Source organism: Sulfurimonas sp. NW7, assembly GCF_051132265.1.
Taxonomy (GTDB): Bacteria; Campylobacterota; Campylobacteria; order Campylobacterales; family Sulfurimonadaceae; genus Sulfurimonas; species Sulfurimonas hydrogeniphila.
The window spans coordinates 363,060-386,754 of record NZ_CP093235.1; the positions used below are offsets into that span (position 1 = coordinate 363,060).

Annotated in this window: 25 protein-coding genes; 22 read left to right on the forward strand and 3 right to left on the reverse strand. The window is 37.7% G+C overall.

The features are described 5' to 3' along the window. Positions 1-2 precede the first annotated feature (2 nt). The 8 genes from MLC35_RS01980 (at position 3) to MLC35_RS02015 (ending at position 7,818) form a co-directional block, all read left to right on the forward strand. The gene (locus MLC35_RS01980) at positions 3-1,646 is read left to right on the forward strand and encodes a DUF262 domain-containing protein (RefSeq protein WP_434637561.1); all 1,644 of its coding nucleotides are present in this window, start codon (positions 3-5) and stop codon (positions 1,644-1,646) included. Further along, positions 1,636-2,514: a type II restriction endonuclease gene (locus MLC35_RS01985; RefSeq protein ID WP_434637563.1), complete on the forward strand. Its 879-nt coding sequence runs from the start codon at positions 1,636-1,638 to the stop codon at positions 2,512-2,514. Before MLC35_RS01980 ends, MLC35_RS01985 begins: the two co-directional genes overlap by 11 nt. Before the next feature lie 56 nt (positions 2,515-2,570). Continuing rightward, the gene (locus tag MLC35_RS01990) at positions 2,571-2,771 is read left to right on the forward strand and encodes a hypothetical protein (protein WP_434637565.1); all 201 of its coding nucleotides are present in this window, start codon (positions 2,571-2,573) and stop codon (positions 2,769-2,771) included. Then, a complete protein-coding gene (locus MLC35_RS01995; RefSeq protein ID WP_434637567.1) occupies positions 2,768-3,034 on the forward strand; it encodes a hypothetical protein in 267 nt (88 codons plus the stop codon). Before MLC35_RS01990 ends, MLC35_RS01995 begins: the two co-directional genes overlap by 4 nt. Next, positions 3,021-3,767, forward strand: a complete 747-nt coding sequence (locus MLC35_RS02000) for a TRM11 family SAM-dependent methyltransferase (protein ID WP_434637569.1) — start codon at positions 3,021-3,023, stop codon at positions 3,765-3,767. The genes MLC35_RS01995 and MLC35_RS02000 overlap by 14 nt, the downstream gene beginning before the upstream one ends. A 6-nt stretch (positions 3,768-3,773) precedes the next feature. Further along, a complete protein-coding gene (locus MLC35_RS02005; RefSeq protein ID WP_434637571.1) occupies positions 3,774-6,008 on the forward strand; it encodes an AAA family ATPase in 2,235 nt (744 codons plus the stop codon). A gap of 122 nt (positions 6,009-6,130) precedes the next feature. Continuing rightward, positions 6,131-7,054 (forward strand): glutaminase, encoded by a 924-nt coding sequence (locus MLC35_RS02010; RefSeq protein WP_434637573.1) that lies wholly within the window; start codon positions 6,131-6,133, stop codon positions 7,052-7,054. Positions 7,055-7,065: 11 nt separating this feature from the next. Further along, positions 7,066-7,818 (forward strand): TIGR01458 family HAD-type hydrolase, encoded by a 753-nt coding sequence (locus MLC35_RS02015; RefSeq protein ID WP_418640999.1) that lies wholly within the window; start codon positions 7,066-7,068, stop codon positions 7,816-7,818. Here MLC35_RS02015 and MLC35_RS02020 read toward each other — a convergent pair. Continuing rightward, positions 7,808-8,377: a hypothetical protein gene (locus MLC35_RS02020; RefSeq protein ID WP_434637575.1), complete on the reverse strand. Its 570-nt coding sequence runs from the start codon at positions 8,375-8,377 to the stop codon at positions 7,808-7,810. The genes MLC35_RS02015 and MLC35_RS02020 overlap by 11 nt on opposite strands. Before the next feature lie 248 nt (positions 8,378-8,625). Here MLC35_RS02020 and MLC35_RS02025 point away from each other — a divergent pair, with 248 nt between their 5' ends. Both MLC35_RS02025 and aguB read left to right on the forward strand, forming a co-directional pair. After that, entirely contained in the window at positions 8,626-8,904 is a 279-nt protein-coding gene (locus MLC35_RS02025) for a peptidylprolyl isomerase (protein WP_151901089.1), read from the forward strand. 3 nt (positions 8,905-8,907) lie between these two features. Next, complete coding sequence (gene aguB / locus MLC35_RS02030; protein WP_151901088.1) at positions 8,908-9,765, forward strand: N-carbamoylputrescine amidase; 858 nt, start codon at positions 8,908-8,910, stop codon at positions 9,763-9,765. Here aguB and miaA read toward each other — a convergent pair. Both miaA and MLC35_RS02040 read right to left on the reverse strand, forming a co-directional pair. Next, a complete protein-coding gene (miaA, locus tag MLC35_RS02035; protein ID WP_434637578.1) occupies positions 9,746-10,642 on the reverse strand; it encodes a tRNA (adenosine(37)-N6)-dimethylallyltransferase MiaA in 897 nt (298 codons plus the stop codon). The genes aguB and miaA overlap by 20 nt on opposite strands. Then, complete coding sequence (locus MLC35_RS02040; RefSeq protein ID WP_151901086.1) at positions 10,639-11,310, reverse strand: hypothetical protein; 672 nt, start codon at positions 11,308-11,310, stop codon at positions 10,639-10,641. The genes miaA and MLC35_RS02040 overlap by 4 nt, the downstream gene beginning before the upstream one ends. A gap of 102 nt (positions 11,311-11,412) precedes the next feature. Between MLC35_RS02040 and MLC35_RS02045 the strand changes: the two genes are divergently transcribed. From MLC35_RS02045 to MLC35_RS02100, 12 genes are all read left to right on the forward strand, one after another. Next, the gene (locus tag MLC35_RS02045; RefSeq protein ID WP_434637580.1) at positions 11,413-14,526 is read left to right on the forward strand and encodes an FIST N-terminal domain-containing protein; all 3,114 of its coding nucleotides are present in this window, start codon (positions 11,413-11,415) and stop codon (positions 14,524-14,526) included. Positions 14,527-14,579: 53 nt separating this feature from the next. Continuing rightward, the gene (mqnP, locus tag MLC35_RS02050; RefSeq protein WP_346389293.1) at positions 14,580-15,440 is read left to right on the forward strand and encodes a menaquinone biosynthesis prenyltransferase MqnP; all 861 of its coding nucleotides are present in this window, start codon (positions 14,580-14,582) and stop codon (positions 15,438-15,440) included. Further along, positions 15,437-15,961 (forward strand): hypothetical protein, encoded by a 525-nt coding sequence (locus MLC35_RS02055; RefSeq protein WP_151901083.1) that lies wholly within the window; start codon positions 15,437-15,439, stop codon positions 15,959-15,961. The genes mqnP and MLC35_RS02055 overlap by 4 nt, the downstream gene beginning before the upstream one ends. Then, positions 15,958-16,482: a hypothetical protein gene (locus MLC35_RS02060; protein ID WP_434581042.1), complete on the forward strand. Its 525-nt coding sequence runs from the start codon at positions 15,958-15,960 to the stop codon at positions 16,480-16,482. The genes MLC35_RS02055 and MLC35_RS02060 overlap by 4 nt, the downstream gene beginning before the upstream one ends. A gap of 7 nt (positions 16,483-16,489) precedes the next feature. Next, on the forward strand, positions 16,490-17,656 hold the full coding sequence (locus tag MLC35_RS02065; RefSeq protein ID WP_151901081.1) for an FtsW/RodA/SpoVE family cell cycle protein: 1,167 nt from the start codon (positions 16,490-16,492) through the stop codon (positions 17,654-17,656). A gap of 12 nt (positions 17,657-17,668) precedes the next feature. Further along, positions 17,669-18,691 (forward strand): undecaprenyldiphospho-muramoylpentapeptide beta-N-acetylglucosaminyltransferase, encoded by a 1,023-nt coding sequence (gene murG / locus MLC35_RS02070; protein ID WP_434637582.1) that lies wholly within the window; start codon positions 17,669-17,671, stop codon positions 18,689-18,691. After that, positions 18,688-19,287 (forward strand): DedA family protein, encoded by a 600-nt coding sequence (locus MLC35_RS02075; RefSeq protein WP_434637584.1) that lies wholly within the window; start codon positions 18,688-18,690, stop codon positions 19,285-19,287. The genes murG and MLC35_RS02075 overlap by 4 nt, the downstream gene beginning before the upstream one ends. A 3-nt stretch (positions 19,288-19,290) precedes the next feature. Beyond that, the gene (locus tag MLC35_RS02080) at positions 19,291-19,770 is read left to right on the forward strand and encodes a DUF420 domain-containing protein (RefSeq protein ID WP_434581047.1); all 480 of its coding nucleotides are present in this window, start codon (positions 19,291-19,293) and stop codon (positions 19,768-19,770) included. 239 nt (positions 19,771-20,009) lie between these two features. After that, positions 20,010-20,480, forward strand: coding sequence for a thioredoxin-dependent thiol peroxidase (bcp, locus tag MLC35_RS02085; protein ID WP_151901077.1), 471 nt, complete (start codon positions 20,010-20,012; stop codon positions 20,478-20,480). Between the two features lie 12 nt (positions 20,481-20,492). Next, the gene (locus MLC35_RS02090; RefSeq protein WP_434637586.1) at positions 20,493-21,080 is read left to right on the forward strand and encodes a GNAT family N-acyltransferase; all 588 of its coding nucleotides are present in this window, start codon (positions 20,493-20,495) and stop codon (positions 21,078-21,080) included. Continuing rightward, positions 21,077-23,122 carry a TonB-dependent receptor gene (locus tag MLC35_RS02095; RefSeq protein ID WP_434637588.1) on the forward strand — a complete coding sequence of 682 codons (2,046 nt, stop codon included), beginning with the start codon at positions 21,077-21,079 and terminating at the stop codon, positions 23,120-23,122. The genes MLC35_RS02090 and MLC35_RS02095 overlap by 4 nt, the downstream gene beginning before the upstream one ends. Further along, entirely contained in the window at positions 23,123-23,668 is a 546-nt protein-coding gene (locus MLC35_RS02100; RefSeq protein WP_151901075.1) for a hypothetical protein, read from the forward strand. The last annotated feature ends 27 nt before the right edge of the window (positions 23,669-23,695 follow it).

The following is a 23,695-nucleotide window of genomic DNA, read 5'->3' on the forward strand; positions in this document are numbered from 1 at the left end:
TAATGAATGTTGAAGCAAGAAGTCAAACAATAGAAAGTATTTTAAAAAAAGGACAATATATTATTCCTGAATATCAAAGAGAATATGATTGGACAGAAGATAACCTAAATGAATTTATTAGCGATATTAATGATAGTCAAGAGGATAATTATTTTATAGGGCATATGGTTTGTGAAGGTAATTATAATGGATTAAAGTTTAGAGTTATAGACGGACAACAAAGAATCACAACTATTACAATAATGTTGTCAGTTATTAGAGATATTTTTTTTGATAATAAGTTAGATGATTTAGCTAATGGTTTACATGAAAATTATATTTTTGCAAAGGATAAGAATTATAAGGAATATGTTATACTTGATAATAAAATGCCATATCCAGTATTGCAAGCATATGTTCAAAGTAAACCTAACAAGAAAGATAAAAAAATTCAAGCAGTGAAAGCTGGTGAAAAAAAGATTATAAAAGCATATAATAAATTTTATAAAGATTGGAAAGAATTAGATAGTGATAAATTAATAGTATTACGAGATAAAATTTTAAATTTAGAAATTATTTTTGTTGCTGTCGATGATGAAGTTGATGCCTTTACAATTTTTGAAACATTAAATGCTAAAGGAAAAGATTTAACCCCATTAGATTTGATAAAAAATCAAGTTTTTAAAAACTATAATAGGCAACCACACATAGATGAACCTAATGATAGTTGGAAAAAAGTAATAGAAAATTCAAAAGAAAAAAATTTAAAATTTTTAAATTATTTTTGGGCATCAAAATATAAAAAAGTTTCTGATAGAAAAATATATAAAGAATTTATGAAAGAATCAAAAGAAGATGACTTTGATTACAATACCTTTTTGACAAATTTATGTGAAGATTCGAAACTTTTTAAAAAGATTATTAGTCCAAGAGTAGAAGATTGGAAAACTAATGGAGAATTTAAAGTATATCTATCACTGCATGCGATTCAAATCTTTAATATACAAGTTGCAAATAGCTTATTGATATCTTTATTAAGAGAATATCAAAATAAACATATATCATTAGCCTATTTAATAAAAGCATTAAGAGCAATTGAGAGATTTCATTTTATAAATAATGCAATTATGGGAGGTAGATCATCAGGATTAGATACTATGTATTCAAGAATTTCAAGAGATTTATATAATGCTGGTACTAAACATTTAAAGCATAATGTAATTGATGAGATGATGAAAAAATTAAAGGATAAGCTACCAAGTAAAGAGCAATTTCAAGCCAAAATAAATACTAGATTATATTTTTCTTCAAAAAATCCAAAACAAAAAAAATTGGTTCAATATTCACTTAAAAGGCTTGAATATGAAAAACAAAATTACAATGTAGAATTATTTGATGTGAGTTTAGAACACATATATCCTGAAAAACCTGATCAATCTTGGCAAAGAATAGATACAAAGTATATTCAAAATATTGGAAATTTAGTTTTGTTGGATAAAGATATTAATTCAAAAGTAGGAAATAAAAGTTATGATAAAAAAAGAAATATTATTTTAAAGGAATCTACGCTATTAACAACTAAAGAAGTTTTTGAAAACAGTGATTGGGAAAAAGAAAATATTGAAAAAAGAAATAGTTCACTAATGGAACAATTATATGAATTTTAATAATTTAAAAAATACATTTCAAGAATCAATATTTACATGGGATTATTTTGTAGATTTTGAAAAAGTGAAATTAAATGTACAAAAAGTAAAAGTTGAACTTAATATTTTGAATTCTTTGATCGGTGAAGATAATATTGAAGAAGAATTTATAAAACTTGTGGATGAATATCCAAAAGTTAGGCAAGCTTTACCTTTGCTTGTTGCCGTTAGAAAAGATAAACTACACGATACCTCTATTATTACAGATATGAATACTTTAATTGCTGAAAATAAACAATATATTTTTTATGATCCAATCAATGATAATATAAAAAAAGAGTTATTGATATTTTTTTGTGAAAGTGGCTTAAAAGATATATTTCAAAATAAATATATCAAAAATTTAGTTGATTATTGCTTTGGTGTTGAGGTTGGCTTTGATACGAATGCTAGAAAAAATAGAACCGGTACGCTGATGGAAAATTTAGTATCTAAATTTTTAGATGCATTTTGTGAAAAAAATAAAAATTATAGTTATATTGAACAAGCAACGCAAAAAAGAATTCGAGAAACATTTGATTATAATATAACGATAGATAAAAACAGTAGAAGATTTGATTTTGCACTTTTTAATAATGATATTAAAAAATTGTATCTTATAGAGGTAAATTATTATAGCGGTGGAGGTTCTAAATTAAAAGCAACTGCTGGAGAGTACCAATATTTACATGGTTTCTTAAAATCACAAAATATTGAATTTATATGGATTACAGATGGAAAAGGTTGGCTTACAGCACTCAATGCACTTGAAGAAACTTTTAATCATAATAATTATGTTATTAATATTGATATGCTAAAAAATGGTATTTTGGAAACAATATGTCTATGAAATTATATCTTTTGTATATTTTATTATATACAAATTAGAAAAAATGAGTTATAATTATGCTTGAAAAAGATATTCAAATAGAGTTGATAAAAAAAGGCTTGAAACCCAGTGATGTATATAAAGCATTGAATATTCAAAGGGCTCACTTTTATCAGGCTATCAGAAGTTCAAATTTAGGAAATAAAACACTCTTGAAAATTTTGGATTATTTAGGACTTGAAATATCTTTAAGTTTAAAAACAAAGGATAGTAAGTGAATTATTTTAAAACTATTTACATTATGAACATAGAGCATGTTTCCTCTCAAGTTGAAGATAGCTTTTTGATGTGTGGAGATGCAAATTGGGATTACTATTTTACTTTTCCAGATGAAAATATAGAGTGCGAAAAAATTGATAATGTAGTATTGGATGAAATTTATAATGCTGATGAATTTGAAAGTCTCATAAAAAAGAACACTGTAATAGACTACTCATTTGAAAATAATCAATATAAAGTATTAAGTTATGCAAAAAATTAAAAAGCTTAATCCTGATGATTTTGAGCAAGAATGTACGACTGTTTGGAGTTTTGCTCGCCGTGGAAAATGGGCAACACATAATTCAAAATATCGTGGAAATTGGGCACCGGAAGTTGTACGAAATTTAATTATAAGATATTCTAACGAAGATGACTATCTACTTGATCCGATGATTGGCGGAGGAACAACGGCAATTGAGTGTAAACTTTTAAATCGAAACCTTTTAGCACTTGATATTAACCCGAATGCAATAGAACTTACGAAAAAAGCACTAGAATTTGAGTGTGAATATAATCCACATATAAAACTGGACATAAATGACAGCAGAAGTTTGAAGATGTTGAATGATGAGTCTATTGATTTTATTTTAAATCATCCACCTTATGTGGATATTATAAAATATTCAGAGAAACAGATTCAAGAAGATTTATCAAATATACATGATTTAGATGAATTTTGCGATGAGATAGAAAAGGTGGCAGAAGAATTTTACAGAGTTTTAAAGAAAGATAAATATTGTGCGATCTTGATTGGAGATACTAGAAGAAATAAAATGTACCAGCCATTAGCATTTAAAGTAATGCAGAGATTTTTAAAAGTTGGATTTGAATTAAAGGAAGACATTATAAAACATCAGCATAACTGTAGAGCTACCGGTTTTTGGGTGAGAAAAAGCAAAGAGGCTAATTTTTTATTGATTATGCATGAACATCTTTTTGTATTTAAAAAGTAGAATAATATGACAATCATAGGGCAAATCGACAGAATTCTTTTTGAATCCGAGGGCTTTTTCATTGCTGTTTTAAAAAGCGGTGAAAAAATCAGCGGGACCTATTTTGAAAGTGATGTCGAGAGTATTAAAGGGTCTGCTATTACGCTTGAGGGAGAGTGGGTTGAGCATAAAAAGTATGGCAAGACTTTTAAATTTGAGACACTCAAAGTCAACCAGAATGAACTCTTTTTCTTTTTAAATAAAATCATTAAAGGCTTTACAAAAAAACTCTCTGCGGATCTGATAGAACATTTCGGCGCGGAAGAACTTGTAGAAATTTTGGACAATGACATAGAAAAACTGCTGGAGTTCAAAGGCATTAAAGAAAAACGGCTCAAAAAAATCCAGGCTTCCTGGAAACAGTTTCGTTCCATGCGTCGGCTGGGGGAGTTTTTAAGCCCTTATGATGTAACACCGGCACTGTTGACAACGATTGCCACCGCGATGAAAGATGTGGACGAGCCGTGCACAAAAATCAAAGAAAATCCCTACATTCTGACAAATATCAACTCCATAGGTTTCAAACGTGCAGATGAACTGGCACTGAAAATGGGCGTGACGCCTGAGAATGAACAGCGTATCAGTTCGGCGATGGATTATGTGCTCTTAAACTACTGTGAGGCACAGGGAAACAGCTGCATAGCAAAAGAGGTGCTTTTTGGCGGTCTGGACGAACTGCTTGGCTTTGTCAACAAAGAAAATCTGTATGAGGCGGCTTTGGTGGAGCGGGTGGCTGAACAAAGCATAGTGATTATGAAAAACGATCGGGTTTCTCCTGCACGTCTGTATGATGCAGAGAAGTTTTTGTATGATGATTTTACAACGCGAGCAAAACTTGACAGCGGCGGATTTGTCAAAGATCTTGATGCTTTTTTGTCTGAGAGTTCTCTCAAGCTCGGCGAACAGCAAAAAACTGCCGTGGAGATGATAAATAAGGGCGCTTCTTTACTTTTTTTGGTCGGGTATGCCGGAACAGGAAAGAGTACGACAAGCAAAACAATTTTAGAACTGCTTAATACCCGATATGATAAAAAAGAGATAATTACCTGTGCTTTGAGCGGTATAGCTTCCCAGCGTATCAGCGACACAACGGGTTTTGAGTCTGCAACAATTCAGTCACTGCTAGTCAAACATGAGGGAAGTGACAAATTTCCCTATTCGGTTGTATTGATTGATGAAGCCTCTATGATAAACTCCTCTTTATTTGCACGGGTGATGCACAAAATTTCTAAAAAGGCCATTGTCATTATTGTCGGAGATGATGCGCAGTTGCCTCCTATCGGAGCGGGAAATGTTTTGAGTGATGTGCTGACACTCGCACTCGCGCCTACTGTGAAACTGACGCAGATTTACAGACAGAGTGAAGAACAGGCGATTACCCTCATCGCCAACCAAATCCGTCAGGCAGAGATTCCTGAGTATCGGCAAAAATATGAAGATTTCGAGTTTGTCGATGTCAGCATACAAAACTACTACGCCTTGAAAAACCAACTCTCACAGGAGGAGCTAAAAAACCTCAGAGAGGACAACTCACAACAGATTATTGCGGAGATTATTCACCGGGTTGTCGAGTCTATAGAAAAAGCCAGATACCGGCTGAGCAACAAACAGATTAAAGAGTATCTGAACTATTTTCAGGTTATTACGCCTATGAAAGGCGGAATATTAGGCTCGAATAATCTCAACAAAGTTTTGCAGGAGTATTTTAATCCCAATCCGAAAAAGTGTGTCAAGCGGGGAGAACTTGAATTTCGTTTGATGGACAAGGTCGTGCATACGAAAAACGAAAATATGGTTTCCTGGAGCGGCGAGGGCTTTAAAGAGGGGGAGGAAGCAAATGAGCGGAGAATTTTTAACGGCATGAGCGGACTCCTTTTTAAAATTGATGAAGAAGAGGAGCAGGTATTTGTTTTTTACCCCAATGAAGATGTAGTGGTTCGTTATGAATATGAAGAGCTGAAATCACATTTGATGCTCTCCTATGCCCTTACCATTCACAAAGTACAGGGCATGGAGTATGATATTGTGGTGATTCCTATGAGTTTTACGCACTATATTATGCACAATACCAAGCTGATATATACCGCCATTACGCGTGCCAAGCACAAATGTATCGTCATAGGCGAGGGCGGAGCCTTTGAAAATGCCTGCAGACGGGTTGATGTAACCAGGAGAGACACGGTACTGCTGGAATTACAATAATTGTGTTAAAATATCTTAGAGTGACTTTTTCGGAACCCGTACTTTTAACGCTAAAGCGTAACTTAGAAAAAAACTAAATTTTTTTCTGCAGTGCGGGCTCTGTGGTTTAAAAGGATAAACCGATGGACTACCAACAAATTCTGCAAGATATTGAAATTGAGATACAGCCGCTTTTTGGAAAAGGAAAAGTGGCCGATTATATTCCTGCACTTGCAGAGGCTGATGCAAAGCAGTTTGCGATGAGCATTACCTTTTTTGGCGGAAGTTCTTACCATGTGGGTGCTTCAGAGACACTTTTTTCCATACAGAGTATCTCCAAAGTTTTTACCTTTACGATGGCTTTAAAATATTTCGGTGCAGAGCTTTACAGGCGCGTAGGACGTGAACCTTCGGGAAACCCTTTTAATTCTCTTGTGCAACTCGAATATGAAAACGGCATTCCGCGTAACCCTTTTATAAATGCCGGAGCCATCGTGATTACAGACACGCTTATCACGCATTATAAAAAAGATACGCTCGCCTTTGATGCCATAGTGGATTTTATACGCTCTATTGCCGATGATACAAGTATAAGTATGGATGCAGTCGTAGCAAGTTCAGAAATGCAGCATGCCTACAGAAATCTGGCGCTGACAAACCTGATGAAGAGTTTTGGAAATATAGACAATGAAGCCATAAGTCTGGTGCAGACCTATTTTAATCACTGTGCCCTGGAGATGAATACAAAAATGCTTTCACGCTCTATGCTCTACCTTGCCAACCACGGCATAGACCCCATAAACAAAAAAACCTATATAACCAAAGCGCAGGCAAAGCGGATAAATGCCGTGATGCTGACCTGTGGACATTATGATGCGTCGGGGGATTTTGCTTTTAAGGTAGGCGTTCCGGGAAAAAGCGGTGTAGGTGGGGGAATTGTAGCCGTCATTCCTCAAAAAATGGGAATCTGTGTCTGGTCACCTGCTTTGAATGAACAGGGAAACTCACTCATAGGTACAAAAGCACTGGAGCTTTTTACGACAAAAACGGGGCTTTCGATTTTTTAAAGGAGGAGAGAATGATGTTTGATGAATCTGTTAAAGCAATATTATGTGACATCGGCGGTGTGTTGTATGTAGGCGAGGAGCCTATAAAAGGCGCGGTTGCGGCAATAAGAGAGATAAAAAAGCACTACCCCATACGTTTTTTGACAAATACCACCCAAAAAACCTCTGCACAGGTTGTCAAAAAACTGCAAAAAATGGGCTTTGACATTGAGAGTGAGGAAATTATTACGGCGCTTGACGTGACAAAAATGTTTTTAGCAAAAGAGAAAAGTTCTGCGGAGTTTTTACTGACGGATGATGCGCTCTCTTTTTTTAACGAGCTGAAATATTATGACAAAAAGTATGTCGTTGTCGGAGATGCCCAAGAAAATTTCAATTACAAAAATCTCAACCGTGCATTCAGAAAGCTGATGGAGGGGGCTTCGCTGCTTGCCATTGCAAAAAACAGGTACTTTAAAGATGCGGACAACGAACTGAGTATGGATGCCGGCTGTTTTGTGAGTGCCTTGGAGTATGCCAGCGGACAGAGTGCTTCGCTTATAGGCAAACCAAGCAAAGAATTTTACCATTTGGCCTGTGCGAGTTTACATGTAAAGCCAGAGAAGTGCGTCATGATAGGCGATGATATAGAGAGTGATATAAAAGGAGCACAAGACGCCGGTATAAAAGCGGCTCTTGTCAAAACAGGCAAGTTTTCAAAAAAAGATTTGTCTTTGGGCATCAAGCCTGATTATCTTTTTGACTCCGTTGCTTCTATTTTGTAGCGTTGTCTACACTGTCCATAACTTTGTTGATAACAGGGGCGATGTAAGACATAGCTGAATCATCTTCAACCGCTTTTTTCAACTGCTCGGTTGTAGAGATTGTTTTGATGTCGGTAATTTTTTTGTTTAAAAGCGTCACAACAACTATTTTTGTTGTATCAATCCCTTTTCTGTACGGGGCGGCAACTTTTTTGTCATCCAAGAGCAGAACAATGTGTTTGAAGTCTTTGAGACCCGGAAGGATAAAAAGGCTTCTGATAATGGAAGGTGCCGCACTTACATCGGCTACAAACTGCACATGATGCTCTTGCAGGTAGTTCGGTTTTTGTGTGTTAAAAAAGTCGTTACATGTATGTGCAGGCTCTTTGTCAAAAGCAAAAATCACTTTGTATGTGTCTGCATTGAGTGTATGCGGCTTTTCAAACTGGTCTTTGAGTTTTAGATCTGCCAGACTTTTTGAGACAACGAGTTTTGGTTCTACATTTTTGTTCTCATCACTTTTTGAGCTGCAGCCCAGCAGCAAAAAAGTCGCCAAAAGTCCAATAATTATATTTTTCATATATCTTCTCCGTATTTTTTCAGTATTATAGGTAAAAGTAGTTAATACAAAAGTCCTAAAGTGTAACTATAAGTAAAAATAGAGTAAAATTTTATAAACAAAATGTGGAATAAAGTCGTACTGGTGCGACGGGCTTCCTGCCGAAGGAAACCTAGTGTTAACGTAGAGAATGAAATTACTTTCATACTCGTGATAAAATCAATAGACGGTTTCCTTCATTTTGTAAAACAAAATTAAGGAATTAAAAGATGGCATGGGCAACAGCAAGACATATACTTGTAGAGAGTGAAGAAAAGTGTAATGAATTGAAAAACGAAATACAAAACGGAGCGGATTTTGCGGAGGTGGCAAAAGCAAATTCCACATGTCCTTCTTCGGCAAACGGCGGAGATTTGGGGAAATTCGGACCGGGACAAATGGTTCCTGAATTTGATGAGGCTGTATTTAGCGGGGATGTCGGTGTTGTGTACGGACCGATTCAAACACAGTTTGGCTACCATCTTTTAGAAGTAACAGGCAGAGGATAGATTATGAATAAACCGGTAAAAGCAGCTGCAATTCAGATGAGTATGAGCGAAGACAAAAACGCCAATGTTTTAAAAGCTGGGCAGTTTGTCCGTGAAGCTGCTGCAAACGGAGCAAATATCATACTTTTACCGGAACTTTTTGAAGGGCTCTATTTTTGCAAAGATATGGACGAAAAATACTTTGCATGGGCACAGCCTTTGAAAAATAACGCACTGATACAACATTTTGCGGCTTTGGCAAAAGAGCTACACGTGGTTGTCTTAGTGAGTTATTTTGAAAAAGCGGATGAAGGGTACTTTAATTCACTTGTCGTTGTCAATGCGGACGGAGCGGTGCTGGACAACTATCGTAAAACGCACATTCCTGACGGTCCGGGGTATGAAGAGAAATTTTACTTCAAACCGGGAAATACGGGCTTTAAAGTCTATGAGACAGCCTATGGAAAAATCGGCGTGGGCATCTGCTGGGACCAATGGTTTTGCGAAACGGCACGGGCATTGACTTTGATGGGTGCAGAGATTCTGTTTTATCCGACGGCTATCGGCAGCGAACCGGAGATTCATTTGGATTCAAAAGAGCACTGGCAAAGAGTCCAGATGGGGCATGCCGCGACAAATACGGTACCGGTGGTTGTCGCAAACCGTACAGGAGAAGAAAAAGGGGAGAGCTGCAGGCTTACTTTTTACGGTTCTTCTTTTATTACAGACTATACAGGGGCAAAAATTGCAGAGGCTTCCCGTTGGAGAGAAGAGGTTATTTACGCTGAATTTGACCTGGCTGAGAATGCCAAACAAAGAGAATACTGGGGACTGCTAAGAGACAGACGTCCTGAGATGTATGCTAAAATCTGCTCAAAATAAGTTCTTCCAAATCTTCAAGTTTTGCATTTGTAACATTTCTAAACTGCGTGCGGTTAAAAGTCTGTTGTCTTTTTGCAAGCTGTGCGGTGTGTGTAGAGATAAGAGAGAGCATTTCCTCTTGTTTTATTTTGCCGTCTAAAAAATCAAGCACTTCCATTATGCCGATTGCGCCCATGGCATGGGGTGTTCTTGTATATTTTTGTTCCAAAAAACAAACCTCGTCAATCAGTCCTTTTTCATACATTTTCTGTGTTCTTTTTTGGATGCGTTGGCGCAAAACATCTCTTTGGACGTCAATATTGTAAATATCTATGTCCTCGATAATGGGCTTTGGCGGATTTTGTCGGAACCATTCACTCGCAGAGATACCCGATGCTTCATAAATCAGGAGCGCTTTTTCTATACGGTATCTGTCACTGGAGGCGATTTTTTGCATATATTCTGGATCTGTTTGTACCAAAAATGCATAACAGGCATCCAGATTTTGCAGTTTCTTCGTTACATGTAAACTGTGTTCCTGTGTAATATCGGGAAGTGTCGAGAGCCCTTCAAGCAAAGATTTGAGGTAAAAAGAGGTGCCGCCGACGATGACGAGATTTTTGTTTTCTTCTTTACATGTAAGGCGTACTTTTTTATACAAATCTATAAAAATATCAACACTGAAATGTTCATTGACAAAAAGTTCATTGATACCGTAATGTTTGATTTGTGTGAGTTCTTCAGAAGAAGGCTTTGCCGAGACGATGTCAATTTCTTTATAGATGCTCAGTGAATCTATGGAGAGAATACAGGCATTTGTCTGTTGTGCAATGCTGATGGCCAAGTCACTTTTTCCCGAGGCCGTTGGTCCTATAATGGCAATCTGTTTGAAACTCATTTGTCTTGATCGATTATTTGCGCGTCTTGCGTTGTTTCATCACTGAGCAGTTTAGGTTCATCTGCAGGTGAAATATTGCCGCTGAGTGCTTTTATAAGCTCACTCTCCTGTTCTTTTCCCAGCTTGCCGCTGGCGACAGTGTCTATAATTTTTTCGGCTATACGCATTTTTGTCATGTTTTCCTGCTGATGAAAATATTTGTCCAGGTTGTCCTGGTAGGCTCTGAGTTTATCATCGTGTCTGCGCTTGAAATAGAGGTAGATAAAATAAGTAGCAATAAGCAGTACAAAAAAGAGTATCAACAGGAGGTAGCGTTTTAATTCCATAGCATCCTGACGCTCCAAATCACGCAGTTTTGCTTCAAAAGCCTCTTTCTCTTTTGCCTGGGCCAAAAGCATTTTTTCTTTTTGTGCTGCTGCTTCAAGTTTTATTTTTTCGAGCAGTTGTGCTTTTTCCATTTTCGCCAGAGTAGTCTGTGCATTTATCTTTGCCAGCTCCTGCTCTTTTTGTGCATCAATTTGTTTGAGTTGTATCTCTTTTGTGTCGGCAACTTTTTCTTCAAAAGCTTTTTTTTGTGCAAGCTGTTTTGCTGCAAGCTCCTCTTTGGATTCAGTGAAATTGCAGGCACTGAAAAAGAGAAGCAGAAAAAGAAAAATAGTAAATTTCATAATTGAATAAACCTTATTGTTTTGTTGATTTGAAGAGTAATTATACCAAACTTAATAACTTTGTAAAGCCTTATGGTGTAAACTCAAACAAAAAGATTTATTATGAAACAGTACAATCATATATATACAAATTTGGATGCTTTTCACAGCTTTTTGCAAGAGGCAGCCATTGATGTAAATCAAAAAAATATTTTAATTCAACTGTTCAGCTCTTTGGAATCAAAAGAGGCACTGCAAAAAACCGCTGCAGAGATATATGCGACTTTTACAGATGCCCTGCTCATCGGTGCTTCTGCGGCAGGAGAAATTGCAAACGGAGAGATGCTTGACAGCAGTACGGTTGTCAGCATAACACTTTTTGAAAAAACAACGCTGCATGCATATTATGAAAGAGGAGAGGACTCTTATAGACTCGGGCACACTTTGTCAAAAAAGATTTTTGGCAAAGATACAAAATGTGTCATTACCTTTTTGGACGGTCTGCAGCATAACGGAGAGGAGTATCTTGAAGGGCTTGCCTCCTGTAATTTCAATCATGCGGTCATTGCCGGAGGGATGGCTGCAGATATGCTTCATTTTCAACAGACCTATACAGTTTTTGAAGACAAAGTGTTTGACGGTGGTGCGGTATGTGTTACCCTGCAAGGGGAGGCACTGGAAGTGTTTCAGGATTATAATCTGGGTTGGAGAGCTGTCGGCCCGACTTTTATGATTACAAAATCCGAAGGTGCAAGAGTCTATGAAATCGATCACCGTCCTATCAAAGATGTGTATGCCGAAGTGCTTGGTGATTTCGCCGTGGACAATATGCCGGCTTCAACGATAGAATTTCCGCTCATCTGCCAGGAAAAAGATATGCCTGTCGCAAGATCCATGCTCAGTATGTTTGATGACGGAAGTTTATTGTACGGTGGTAATTTGGCGGAGGGAGAAGAGGTGCGTTTTGGCATAGGCAGCAGAACTCTTGTGAACCAGTATACTCTCAAAGAAGGCATAACGGATACAGACTCTTTGCAGGCCTGCTTTATATACTCCTGTATTGCAAGAAAACAGTTTTTGGACAAAGAGCTGGAGAAAATATTTCGATTGCTTGAAAATATTGCACCCACCAGCGGTTTTTTTACCTTTGGAGAGTTTTTCTTAAATGAAAAAAAAGCAAGACTGCTCAATATCACGACAACAATTTTATTTTTGCGTGAAAAAGGGACCCAAACACGCAAGCATACGCTCAATGAAAAAAGAAAACTGAAAAACAGTTCCAAAACAGACAGTGCCCTTTTTAATCTGATTGACTATGTGACAACCGAGTTGAAGGAAAAAGAGAAGCACTTTAAAGCGTCAAAGTTTAAACTTGACGAGTTTTTAAAAGCACTTGACAGTGTTGTTATTATTTCAAGAACAGACACTCTGGGAAACATTACCTATGTGAATGAACGTTTTGAAGAGGTGAGCGGGTATAAAAAAGAAGAACTTATCGGTCAGGCGCACAGTATTGTCCGTGACCCGGATGTGCCTGATGAGGTCTTTGCCGAGATGTGGAGAGAAATAAAAAAAGGAAATATCTGGCAGGGAGAGTTTGCCAACAGAGCAAAAGACGGCAGCAGTTACTATGTCAAAAGCTCTATTATTCCCATTCATGATGAAAATAATGAGATTATAGAATATATGGCAATTCGTGAAGATGTAACCTCTTTGGTGGAGAGTAGAAAAAAGGCTGAAGCAGCCGAAACAGCACAGGCAATGTTTTTGGCAAATATGAGTCATGAAATCAGAACTCCGATGAACGGTATTTTGGGTTTTACAGAGCTGCTGAGCAAAACACGGCTGGATGCGACACAGGAAAAATATCTTAATGTTATCAGCTCTTCGACAAAAACGCTGCTCAATATTGTCAATGATATTTTAGACTCTTCAAAAATAACCAACAATAAAATCTCACTTGAAAAGGTGCCGTTGAATCCTTTTGTGGAATTTGCAACAACCTATGAACTGCTCAAATCCGTAGCAGATGAAAAAGGCCTGCATTATACACTTGAAATTGACAATGCCATTTCTGCATGTTTGTACAGTGATGCTACCCGCCTGCGACAGGTCATGATAAATCTACTCTCAAATGCCATTAAATTTACTCCTGAATGCGGCACTGTGAAGTTGAGTATATCTTTGGTCAGTGAAACTGCGACACAGCAAAGACTTCATTTTAGTATCAAAGACAGTGGCATTGGCATTGCACAGGACAAACTCGAAGAGATATTCAAGCCTTTTGCCCAGGCGGAGACATCGATAACGAGGAGGTTTGGAGGAACAGGGCTCGGTTTGAGCATCAGTGCCGATCTGCTTCATGTATTTGACAGTGAACTGCGGGTAGAGTCTGTTGAAGACAAAGGCAGTGAATTTTTCTTTTATCTGGATTTTGATCTGTGTGATGCGGATGAAGAAACGCTCCAGGAAGACAATATATATGGAGAGTGTCAGCAAGAGGGGGTATGTGACAAGCTCTCTTTACATGTACTTGTCGCAGAAGATTATGAAATAAACAGAATGCTGATAGAGTCAATTTTCAGGAAGTATACAAATATAACCCTCGAATTTGCACATAACGGGAAAGAGGCCGTGGATAAAGTGGCACAAAACGAGTATGATCTGGTTTTTATGGATATAAATATGCCGGTGATGAATGGTCTTGAAGCGACAAAACTTATACGCAAAGAACTGCAGTCTGATGTTGCCATTGTGGCACTGACGGCAAATGCCATCAAAGGAGACCGGGAAAAATTTCTTGCCTGCGGTATGAATGAGTATCTGAGCAAGCCGATAGACAGTGAGGAACTGGAAACGATTTTGTCAAAATACTCAAGACAACACAGAGATGTCATACAGATAGATATAGAAAAAATCTTACTGCAGGTAAATAAAAAAGTAGGTGTCAGCAAAGAGGTCGGATTAAAACTTTTGAGGTTGTTTTTAGAGAGTCTGCATGAGCTTGTGCCTCTTCTTGAAGATGCCTTTGTTCGCGAAGACAACAAAAAAATATATGAGACGGCACACAAAATAAAGGGTGCGGCAGGGGCACTTTTTCTTGAGGAACTCTACACCCTCATGCAAGAGACAGAAAAGAGTGCCTTGGAAGAAAATGCTTTGCAACACAAAAACAAAACAGAAGTGCTTTATGAATATATTGAAGCATTTGAAACAGGAGTTGCACAATATCATTAAAATTTAAATCACATTTAGATAGAATATAAAAAAGAGTGAAGATGAGGTTTGATTTGCAGCGGATACTACAAAAAGCAAAAGATTTTAATGAACTTGTGATGTTTGAACACTCCGTCTTTTCCCTGCCATTCATTTTTATAGCGATGATAGTGGCAGCGGATGGTTGGTTCGGTTTATGGCTTTTGGTTCTTGGTGTTTTGGCGGCACTCAGTGCGAGAAACTTTGCAATGGGTGTAAACCGTTATGCCGATCGTGATATTGATGCAAAAAACCCAAGAACAAGCAGCCGTCCGAATGTAGACGGCAGACTTGACAGGGGAAGCATACTTATATTTGTCATTGTAAATGCGCTTATTTTTATTGCCGTAGCCTATATGATAAATTCTCTTGCCTTTGCTTTGAGTTTTCCTATTTTATTTGTTCTGGCTGCATACTCTTATTTTAAGCGTTTTTCGTCTTTGGCACATGTGGTTTTGGGTATAGCGCTCGGACTGGCTCCGATTGCCGGAGTGGTTGCGGTCAATGCGGCTATACCTTTATGGTCTGTGTTGCTTTCTTTGGGTGTCATTTTTTGGGTGGCTGGATTTGACCTGCTTTATTCTTTACAGGATATAGATTTTGACAAAGACAATGACCTCTACTCTATACCATCGCGTTACGGAGCAGATGCCACACTCTTTATCTCTGCTCTTTTTCATGCCTTGGCCGTTTTGTTCTGGCTGCTTTTTGTATGGGCGGCAGATCTTGGCATGTTTGCGTACGCAGCGGCTTTGGGCAGTGGTTTTGTACTTTATTATGAGCAAATGCTTGTACGAAAAGATTTTACAAAAATAGACCGTGCTTTTTTTACCGTCAACGGCTATCTGGGCATTGCCTTTTTAATTTTAATTATTATTGACAGGACACTCTCATGAATAAACCCCGTTTAGTTCCCGCACCGATTGCTATAGTTTTTTCAGAAGCCGATTTAAACAAAGACGCATATGAAAGAGAGTATCAGCAACTCAGTGAAAGTGATGATGATCCGATTTCACAGTGGCTCAAGCTTGCAAAAGCCCGAGGTGAAACAGCAGAAAGCGATCCTGTTTTGCTGAACCTTATGGTGGAACTTCACCGAAAAATAGACGCTTTGGAGATGTTTTTAAAAAATGAAACACCAAAAAGGCTCTCTTTGACAAATGAAGCGCATATTCGTGCTATCGGATTTGAACATTTTGAACTCGAAGAACCTATGCTGCAAGAAGGCAAAGAGTATTATGGACGCATTAGTATGCCGGTACATCCCAAACGTGATATCGGTGTGTTTTTTAAGGCACTTTCTCCAAATTTGGCACAGATTGTCAGAATGCATGAGCGTGATGAAAAAGAGTGGGCTGCTTACCTGACTGCACGTGAACGTATATTAATCCGTGAATCCAAAGAGAAAAAACAGTGAATTTGGATCAATTCAGTTTCAATATAGAATATCTTATTGTCATACTCGGTGCGATTATTCTCTATCTGCTCTATTATGTCTATACAAAAGATGCCGAGTATTCAAAAAACATTCGCTCAGTTGCTTCTGTGGTTGAAGATTTAAACAGAGAGTTTTATTATCTGAAAAAAAAACTTGACCAGACACAAAGCAGTATAAAAGACAATTCACAAAGAATGAGTGATGAGGAGATTTATCAGGAAATAGAACGCAGTGTATATGATATGGTGCATCCGCTCTCTTTGGCGATAAAGCAGCTGCAAAACAATATCAATATCATTGAACATGAAATACAAAACAAAATACTGCAGCTTGAAAGCGGTGTCAAGCAGATCTCTATTCCTGCATCTATTCACGGGAATGATGATGAAAAAATCATATCGCTGTTTAAACAGGGTGTTCCCATAGAAACGATTTCCAAAGAACTGCATCTCTCCAAACCCGAAGTGGAATTTGTTTTAAAAATAAACAAGATAAAGTAGAGCAAGCGTGAACGCAGACAGAAAGCTTTTTACCCTCGTGTCACTTTTGATTGGTATCAGTATAGTACTTTCGTATACGCTGACGCCGTATACTACACTCTTGTTTGGCGTGAATGAATTTCATTTTGCGATAAGACAGACTGTTTTTGGGCTCATGAGTCTGATCATAATTTTTATGCTTTCACAGCTTGATCCGGACAGATGGCTCAAACCCATAGGTTTCACTCTCTTTTTTGGTTCTCTGATTTTAATGATAGCCATGCCTTTTTTGCCTGAAAGTATTGTTTCTGAAGTCGGCGGGGCAAAACGATGGATTAAAATAGCCGGCTTTTCGCTTGCTCCTGTTGAGTTTTTCAAAGTGGGCTTTATCTATTTTCTGGCCTGGAGCTTCTCTCGAAAACTCGGGCATCATGACGGTATGGGACTGAGTGGTGAGTTTAAAAGATTTATGCCCTATGCTGTTATTTTCTTAGGGGCAATGTTTATTATAGCCTTTTTGCAAAAAGATTTGGGTCAGGTTGTTGTTCTCGGAGCTACTTTGCTTTTTATGCTGATTTTTGCAGGGAGCAGTTTTCGGTTTTTCTTTTCTATCCTGGGTGTGATTTTTGGAGCAGTTATCCTCTTTATTGTAACGGCACAGCACAGAATACTCAGGATAAAATCATGGTGGGCTTTGGCACAAAACTCTGTGCTTGATCTTTTGCCTGATGCGATTGCCGATAAACTTCGGGTGCCTGTTGAAGTTGAACCATATCAGATAGGGCACTCTCTCAATGCTATACACAATGGCGGTCTTTTTGGTACAGGCCTTGCAAACGGAACATTTAAACTCGGTTTTTTAAGCGAGGTACATACGGACTTTGTTTTGGCAGGACTTGCGGAAGAGTTTGGATTTTTTGGTGTTTTATGTGTTGTTTTCATCTTTTTGTGGATGATTCAGCGTATATTTAAAATAGCCAACAGAACCAAAGATACAAGTATATATCTCTTTAGTATCGGCATCGGACTGATCCTCTCCTTTTCTTTCTTGGTAAATGCCTATGGAATAAGCGGTATAACGCCTATTAAAGGGATTTCTGTTCCTTTTCTCTCTTATGGCGGTTCGGCAATGCTTGGTGCTGCTTTTGGTGTTGGTATGGTGTTGATGGCATCGAAAAAAGCAAAAATGAATTAAGGAAAAGCGGGTATGAAACTATGTATTACAGGCGGCGGAACAGGCGGGCATTTGATGATTGCCGAAGCTTTGTCAGAGGCTGCTGTAGCTGATGGATATGAGGTGATTTTTGTCGGTTCGACCTCGGGACAGGACAGAAAATATTTTCAAAAATACAGTAATTTTTCAAATGTCTATTTTTTAGAAACAACAGGTGTTGTGAACAAAAAGGGTATTGCAAAGATAAACGCACTCTATAAGGTTTTTCAAGCCTTCTTGGAGGCAAGAAAGATTCTGAAAAAACATAAAATACAAGCAGTTTACAGTGTTGGCGGATTTTCTGCGGCACCGGCATCTTTTGCTTCTTTGAGCCTTTTTATACCGCTTTTTATTCATGAGCAAAATTCGGTTGAGGGCAGACTCAACAGGCTTTTAAAAAAATATGCCAAAAGTTTCATTTCTGCTTATGACAAAAATTCTCCTGTAAAGGGGTATCCTGTCAAAGAGTTTTTTTATAAAAATGCCAGATGCAGAGACAAACTGAAAACCATTATATTTTTAGGCGGTTCTCATGGGGCAAAGGCGATTAATGATTTGGCTTTACATGTAGCCTATAAGTTGCAAAAGATGGATATTGCCATCATACACCAGGCCGGAGAGGCTGATTATGAAAGGGTCAGGCAGGAGTATGACAGACTTGGTGTTTCAGTTGAGCTTTATGGATTTACAAAAAAACTGCCGGAGTTGATTACACGTGCCGATTTGGCTGTTTCGCGTGCAGGCGCTTCAACACTTTGGGAACTCACAGCAAACGGGTGTCCTGCGTTTTTTGTTCCCTATCCGCATGCTGCAGGTGATCATCAGTATTATAATGCGCAGTTTCTTGTCAAAGACAATGTGGCATGGTGCGAACGTGAAGGGAAAAATTTGAAACCAAAACTAATCAAGGTACTTAAAAATCCGCAACTCAAAGAAAAAAGTGAAAAGCTTCTGCACTACACAAACGGGAATGTCGCACAGCAGATGATTCAAGATGTACAAAAGAAGATGAAATGATACAGGAACTGGCGCAGGATTTGGTAGATTTGATATTTGACTGGGGATATCCCGGTATTTTTATTATGATGGCGATTGAATCTTCTTTTATTCCTTTTCCGAGTGAAATTGTTTTGGTTCCTGCCGGATATCTGGTAGCAAAAGGAGATATGAGTATAGCGTACATTATGGGAAGTGCTTTGGGCGGCTCTTTGGTTGGAGCTTTTGTGAATTACTATCTGGCACTGACACTGGGACGTAAATTTCTTTTGAAATTCGGGAAATATTTTTTTATTTTTCCAGAGACACTTGATAAAATGGAAAATTATTTTCAAAGCCACGGGCATATCTCTACTTTTACAGGCAGGCTTATTCCGGGAATTCGGCAGCTTATTTCGATTCCGGCAGGGCTTGCCCGCATGAATATCGTTGAGTTTTCTTTTTTTACCACGCTGGGAGCCGGAATCTGGGCGCTGATTTTGACACTTTTGGGCTATTTTATAGGAGAAAATGAGACGCTTATACAAGAATACTTAAAAGAGATAACTATAATAGTTTTTGTTTTGTTGGTAATATTAGTCTGGATATACTACACTTATCAAAAAAGAAAGGCATAAGATATGGATTATATGTTTACGCAGGGGTTTTTGGGAACAAGAGCCCCTTTGTTTATGGATGTTGTGACACTTATTGTAGCAGTTTTACCATTATTGGTATATGGAGCAATATCTTTGGCAAGAAAAAAGCTTTACAGGGCGCACGGAATTATTCAAAATACCATTTTTGCAGTATCGGTCATTGTTGTCGGATACTTTGAATACGGTGTCCGTATGGGCGGAGGATTTGATGCTTTTATGGAAGGAAGCGGTGTTTCACATACTTACGCTTCTCTTGTACTGGGCTTACATGTAATCATAGCCGTACTTACATTGGTATACTGGAGTCGTACAATAGTAAAAGCAAATTATCAGGTTATAAAAGGAGTGCTTCCTGGGTTAAAGTCCAATGAGCATAAATTATTGGCTTTGAAAACTTTTTTGGGTATAGTTTTTACTTCATTTAGCGGTATTTGGGTATATTTGCTGTTGTTTGTTTACTAGCAATAGCGCTTTTAAAGCAATTAGCCGGCACTGCAGAAAAAAATTTAGTTTTTTTCTAAGTTACGCTTTAGCGTTAAAAGTACCGGTTCCGAAGTACATATTGATATTTTTTCGGAATTAGTACGTCAGTGCGGACTTGAGAGTGGCTTCGAAGGCGGTTTACTGGAACCTGTACTTTAGTGCGGGCTGAGGGCGGCTTTGAAGTTTGCATGTTAAATTTATTTTTAGGAGGAAAGAAAATGATAGAAGTTGGAGAGAAGGCACCGGATTTTTGCCTGCCGAATCAGGATGATGTTGAGATGTGTCTGCGGGATTTAAAAGGAAAATGGATAGTGTTGTATTTTTACCCGAGAGACAATACCCCGGGATGCACAACAGAAGCCTGTGAGTTTACGGAGGCTGCTCCGGATTTTTCATCATTGGATGCGGTGATTCTTGGGGTGAGTGCAGACAGTACGAAAAAGCACAGGAACTTCATAGAAAAACATAATTTAGGCATTACGCTTTTGAGTGATGAAAGTACCGAGATGATGCAGAAGTACGGCGTGTGGCAGTTGAAGAAAAACTATGGCAAAGAGTATATGGGCATTGTCCGTTCCACATTCATTATAGACCCTGAGGGCATTGTGCGCGCAAAATGGGAAAAAGTGCGTGTCAAAGGACACGTAGAAGCTGTCAAAGAAAAACTCAAAGAACTGCAGCAGTCATAAAACCGGAAGATGATGAATTTTACATTTTTAGAGGTAAGCGATAAAAAAACCCTGGACAAAGTTTTTGCTTTTAGGTATAAAATACTGAGGGAAATATATCCGGAATATCTGGAAAAAAGTGCTCTTAAAGATGAAAAAGAGTATGACAAATATGACGCATATTCGGTACATTTTGCGGCATTGGATGAAGAAGAGAATGTCTGTGCAACAGTACGCCTGATTTATAATTCTCCCATTGGATATCCGACACAAAACAGTGCAAGGTTTGACAACAGTATGTTTGAAAAAAACAAACTTGGCGAGATGTCACGAATCTTTGTTGATAAAAAATACAGAAGTATGAAGACGACAAAAGTTATTATAGAAGCGGTAAAACATTATATGTATGGTAAAATGTTAGAAGAGGGAATAGAATATACATATGGAAATCTTGAAAAAAACTTTTTACGGCTGTTGAAAATATACAAAATGCCATATAAACCGGTAGGAAAGCTTCAGCAGCATCAAGATTTTGGATGGCGTTATCCTTGTATTTTATATACGAAAGAACTTGGGTATGCAAATCCCGAATTAGTAAAATTATGGGGGACAATGGAGTGAAGCGCAGCATACGACTTTTTTTACTTGTCTGTCTGGCAGTACTGCAACTGCAGGCAGAAGATTTGCTCTCTTCCATTATGACAGATATGAAGCAGTTTAATGAAATTGCTACACAAACAAAACAAAATGAACATTACCAACCCTATATTATTTCTGTCTTTGAAGCAAAAGAGTTGGAAAAGTTGGGTGTGTCGACACTTAAAGAGGCATTGTTGCTTGTTCCGGGTGTAGATATGGCTACTGATAATTTCAATAACCAGACACCGATTTTCAGAGGTTCCAACCCTTTTGCCTATGGACAGTCCAAACTGCTTATAGACGGTGTTTTAGTAAACAATCTTTTCTTTGATTCTTATTCCGAGTATCTTTCCATGCCGATAGAGATGATAAAACGCATAGAGGTTATCAGAGGACCAGGGAGTAAAGTAGACGGGATTAATACCTATGCCGGATCTATTAATGTTGTTACTTATGCAGAAGATTTTGAAGAATTTGAATCAAATGACAAAGTTGTATTTAAATACGGGTCGTATGATTACACAATGGGCGGTTTTGTAAAAAACTTTAAAAGCAAAGAGTTTAAGACACATATAGATTTTTATTACCAAAAAGACAATAAAAATATATCTTCCGGTCCGGACGGACTCTCTCAAGGTGCGTTAGGTCCGGCAAACATAGCTTTGTCTCAGTCCGGTGAAGCTCCCCTGTGGCTTGATGAATATTCTCTCGGACTGGATGTAAGGTACAAAGACTTTCGACTCAAAGCCCGTATGCTGCAACATAAACAGGGAAGCGCCTACGGGATCAACCTTGCCCTGCCTCAAAAGAGTGACAGAATGAAACTGCCGAGTTACTATGCTGAACTGGGATATATGAAAAAGATACACTCTTTTAAATTGGACATAAAAGCAGGAGTAAAATACGATGCTTTTGATTCAAAAGCAAAACTGGCACCTGATAACTTGGTTTTAGGCAGTGTAGTATTTCCTGATGGTATTTACGGAGAGCATTATGCCAAGCAGAGAGTTTTGTATCAGTCGACGTATGTGAAATACAGCGGAGTTGCAAAACATACCATTACAATAGGCTACAAAGCAAGACAGGAGAGAACGATCCAGATGAGTTCGAAACTCTCCAATCTTGCTACGGGTGATGCAACTTTGGTAGATTATACGCTGACACGGCCGTTTTTTGATAAAGATGCTTCACGGGATGTTTATACGTTCTTTTTGGGGGATGAATACAATGTTAATGCTAAGCTAAGCATCTTATACGGTATAAATTATGAACAGACTTCTTATGAAGATGCAGGGTTTGAACCAAGAATTTCTTTTGTGTATCATAAAGATTTCAAAAACATATTTAAAGCTATATACAGTAACTCCCACAGAAATTCCTCTTGGCAGGAGATGTTTACAAAAAACAACAGTGCAAGAGTAGGCAGTACAGATTTAAAGCCGGAGAAAGTAACATCGTATGAACTGGCATACATCAGAAATTTTTCCAATGATGCCTATTTGCAGGCGAATCTTTTTTATCTTGCCAACAAAGATCAGATATACAATTCTGTTACGGATCCTGTGTATAAAAACAGTGCCAAGACAGATATTTACGGAATAGAACTTGAGTTCAGGGGGCATATCCTGCCTAATGACAAAGTATATGCAAATTATACCTACACAGATGGCAGCTACAGGATGGATGGCAGCAGCGACAGTAATAACCTGCCGAATGTATCCCATCATCTGGTAAAAGGATTTTATATTTATAATATAAATCCTGCTTTGGCTTTGAGTGCAACAGCAAAGTATGTCAGTTCAAAAGAGAGGGTAGAAACAGATCTGCGTCCAAAGCTAAAAGCCTATATGACACTCGATACTGCAGTGAATTATAAAAATATTCAGTATGGTTATACGTTGAATGTCAGTGTGAAAAACCTTTTTGATACAGATGTGCGATACCCCTCTTCACCAAATACCTATGTAAATGATTATGCGCAGGAACGCAGAACATTTTTACTTACCTTTAAAAAGAGGTTTTAGATGATGCGTTTATTACTTTTACATTTCTTGTTTGTTCCTCTGCTTTTTGGATACAGTTATGATGAGTTGTTACTCAAAGCACAGGCATCAATTTTTCCAAAAATCATGTTACTGGATAAAAAAATAGAAAAAAAACTTATAAAAAACAGACTTGTATATACCATTGTGTGTGATGAAAGTGATTATGATACAGCCCTGCATGTAAAGCAGTATATAGAAAATAAATTTAAAGGGCATTTTGATAAATACCCTTATGAAGTGAAGATAGTTGATTTCGCACATCTTGATATGAAAACACCTGCGTCCGCATTTTATGTTCTGAAATCTTCCAAGGAGAATATTGCCAGGGTTGCAAAAATTGCCAGAGAAAAAGGAATCATCACCTTTTCTTATGATATAGAAAATCTAAAAGAGGGACTGCTGCTCTCCTTGCTGATAGAAAAATCAACCATGATTTATCTTAATAAAGAGAACCTGAGAGATGATGTTGATTTTGTCTCTTTTTTATATCAAATGGTAAAGTTTTTGGACAAAGATAGTTTTTGACATAACATTTATGCTAAAATATATGCA

Bases quoted from the DNA above. Each gene is read 5' to 3' on its own strand.
- MLC35_RS01980 (WP_434637561.1), top strand. From the start codon at position 3: ATGAATGTTGAAGCAAGAAGTCAAACAATAGAAAGTATTTTAAAAAAA.
- MLC35_RS01985 (WP_434637563.1), top strand. From the start codon at position 1,636: ATGAATTTTAATAATTTAAAAAATACATTTCAAGAATCAATATTTACA.
- MLC35_RS01990 (WP_434637565.1), top strand. From the start codon at position 2,571: ATGCTTGAAAAAGATATTCAAATAGAGTTGATAAAAAAAGGCTTGAAA.
- MLC35_RS02000 (WP_434637569.1), top strand. From the start codon at position 3,021: ATGCAAAAAATTAAAAAGCTTAATCCTGATGATTTTGAGCAAGAATGT.
- MLC35_RS02005 (WP_434637571.1), top strand. From the start codon at position 3,774: ATGACAATCATAGGGCAAATCGACAGAATTCTTTTTGAATCCGAGGGC.
- MLC35_RS02010 (WP_434637573.1), top strand. From the start codon at position 6,131: ATGGACTACCAACAAATTCTGCAAGATATTGAAATTGAGATACAGCCG.
- MLC35_RS02015 (WP_418640999.1), top strand. From the start codon at position 7,066: ATGATGTTTGATGAATCTGTTAAAGCAATATTATGTGACATCGGCGGT.
- MLC35_RS02020 (WP_434637575.1), bottom strand. From the start codon at position 8,377: ATGAAAAATATAATTATTGGACTTTTGGCGACTTTTTTGCTGCTGGGC.
- MLC35_RS02025 (WP_151901089.1), top strand. From the start codon at position 8,626: ATGGCATGGGCAACAGCAAGACATATACTTGTAGAGAGTGAAGAAAAG.
- aguB (WP_151901088.1), top strand. From the start codon at position 8,908: ATGAATAAACCGGTAAAAGCAGCTGCAATTCAGATGAGTATGAGCGAA.
- miaA (WP_434637578.1), bottom strand. From the start codon at position 10,642: ATGAGTTTCAAACAGATTGCCATTATAGGACCAACGGCCTCGGGAAAA.
- MLC35_RS02040 (WP_151901086.1), bottom strand. From the start codon at position 11,310: ATGAAATTTACTATTTTTCTTTTTCTGCTTCTCTTTTTCAGTGCCTGC.
- MLC35_RS02045 (WP_434637580.1), top strand. From the start codon at position 11,413: ATGAAACAGTACAATCATATATATACAAATTTGGATGCTTTTCACAGC.
- MLC35_RS02055 (WP_151901083.1), top strand. From the start codon at position 15,437: ATGAATAAACCCCGTTTAGTTCCCGCACCGATTGCTATAGTTTTTTCA.
- murG (WP_434637582.1), top strand. From the start codon at position 17,669: ATGAAACTATGTATTACAGGCGGCGGAACAGGCGGGCATTTGATGATT.
- MLC35_RS02075 (WP_434637584.1), top strand. From the start codon at position 18,688: ATGATACAGGAACTGGCGCAGGATTTGGTAGATTTGATATTTGACTGG.
- MLC35_RS02080 (WP_434581047.1), top strand. From the start codon at position 19,291: ATGGATTATATGTTTACGCAGGGGTTTTTGGGAACAAGAGCCCCTTTG.
- bcp (WP_151901077.1), top strand. From the start codon at position 20,010: ATGATAGAAGTTGGAGAGAAGGCACCGGATTTTTGCCTGCCGAATCAG.
- MLC35_RS02090 (WP_434637586.1), top strand. From the start codon at position 20,493: ATGAATTTTACATTTTTAGAGGTAAGCGATAAAAAAACCCTGGACAAA.
- MLC35_RS02100 (WP_151901075.1), top strand. From the start codon at position 23,123: ATGATGCGTTTATTACTTTTACATTTCTTGTTTGTTCCTCTGCTTTTT.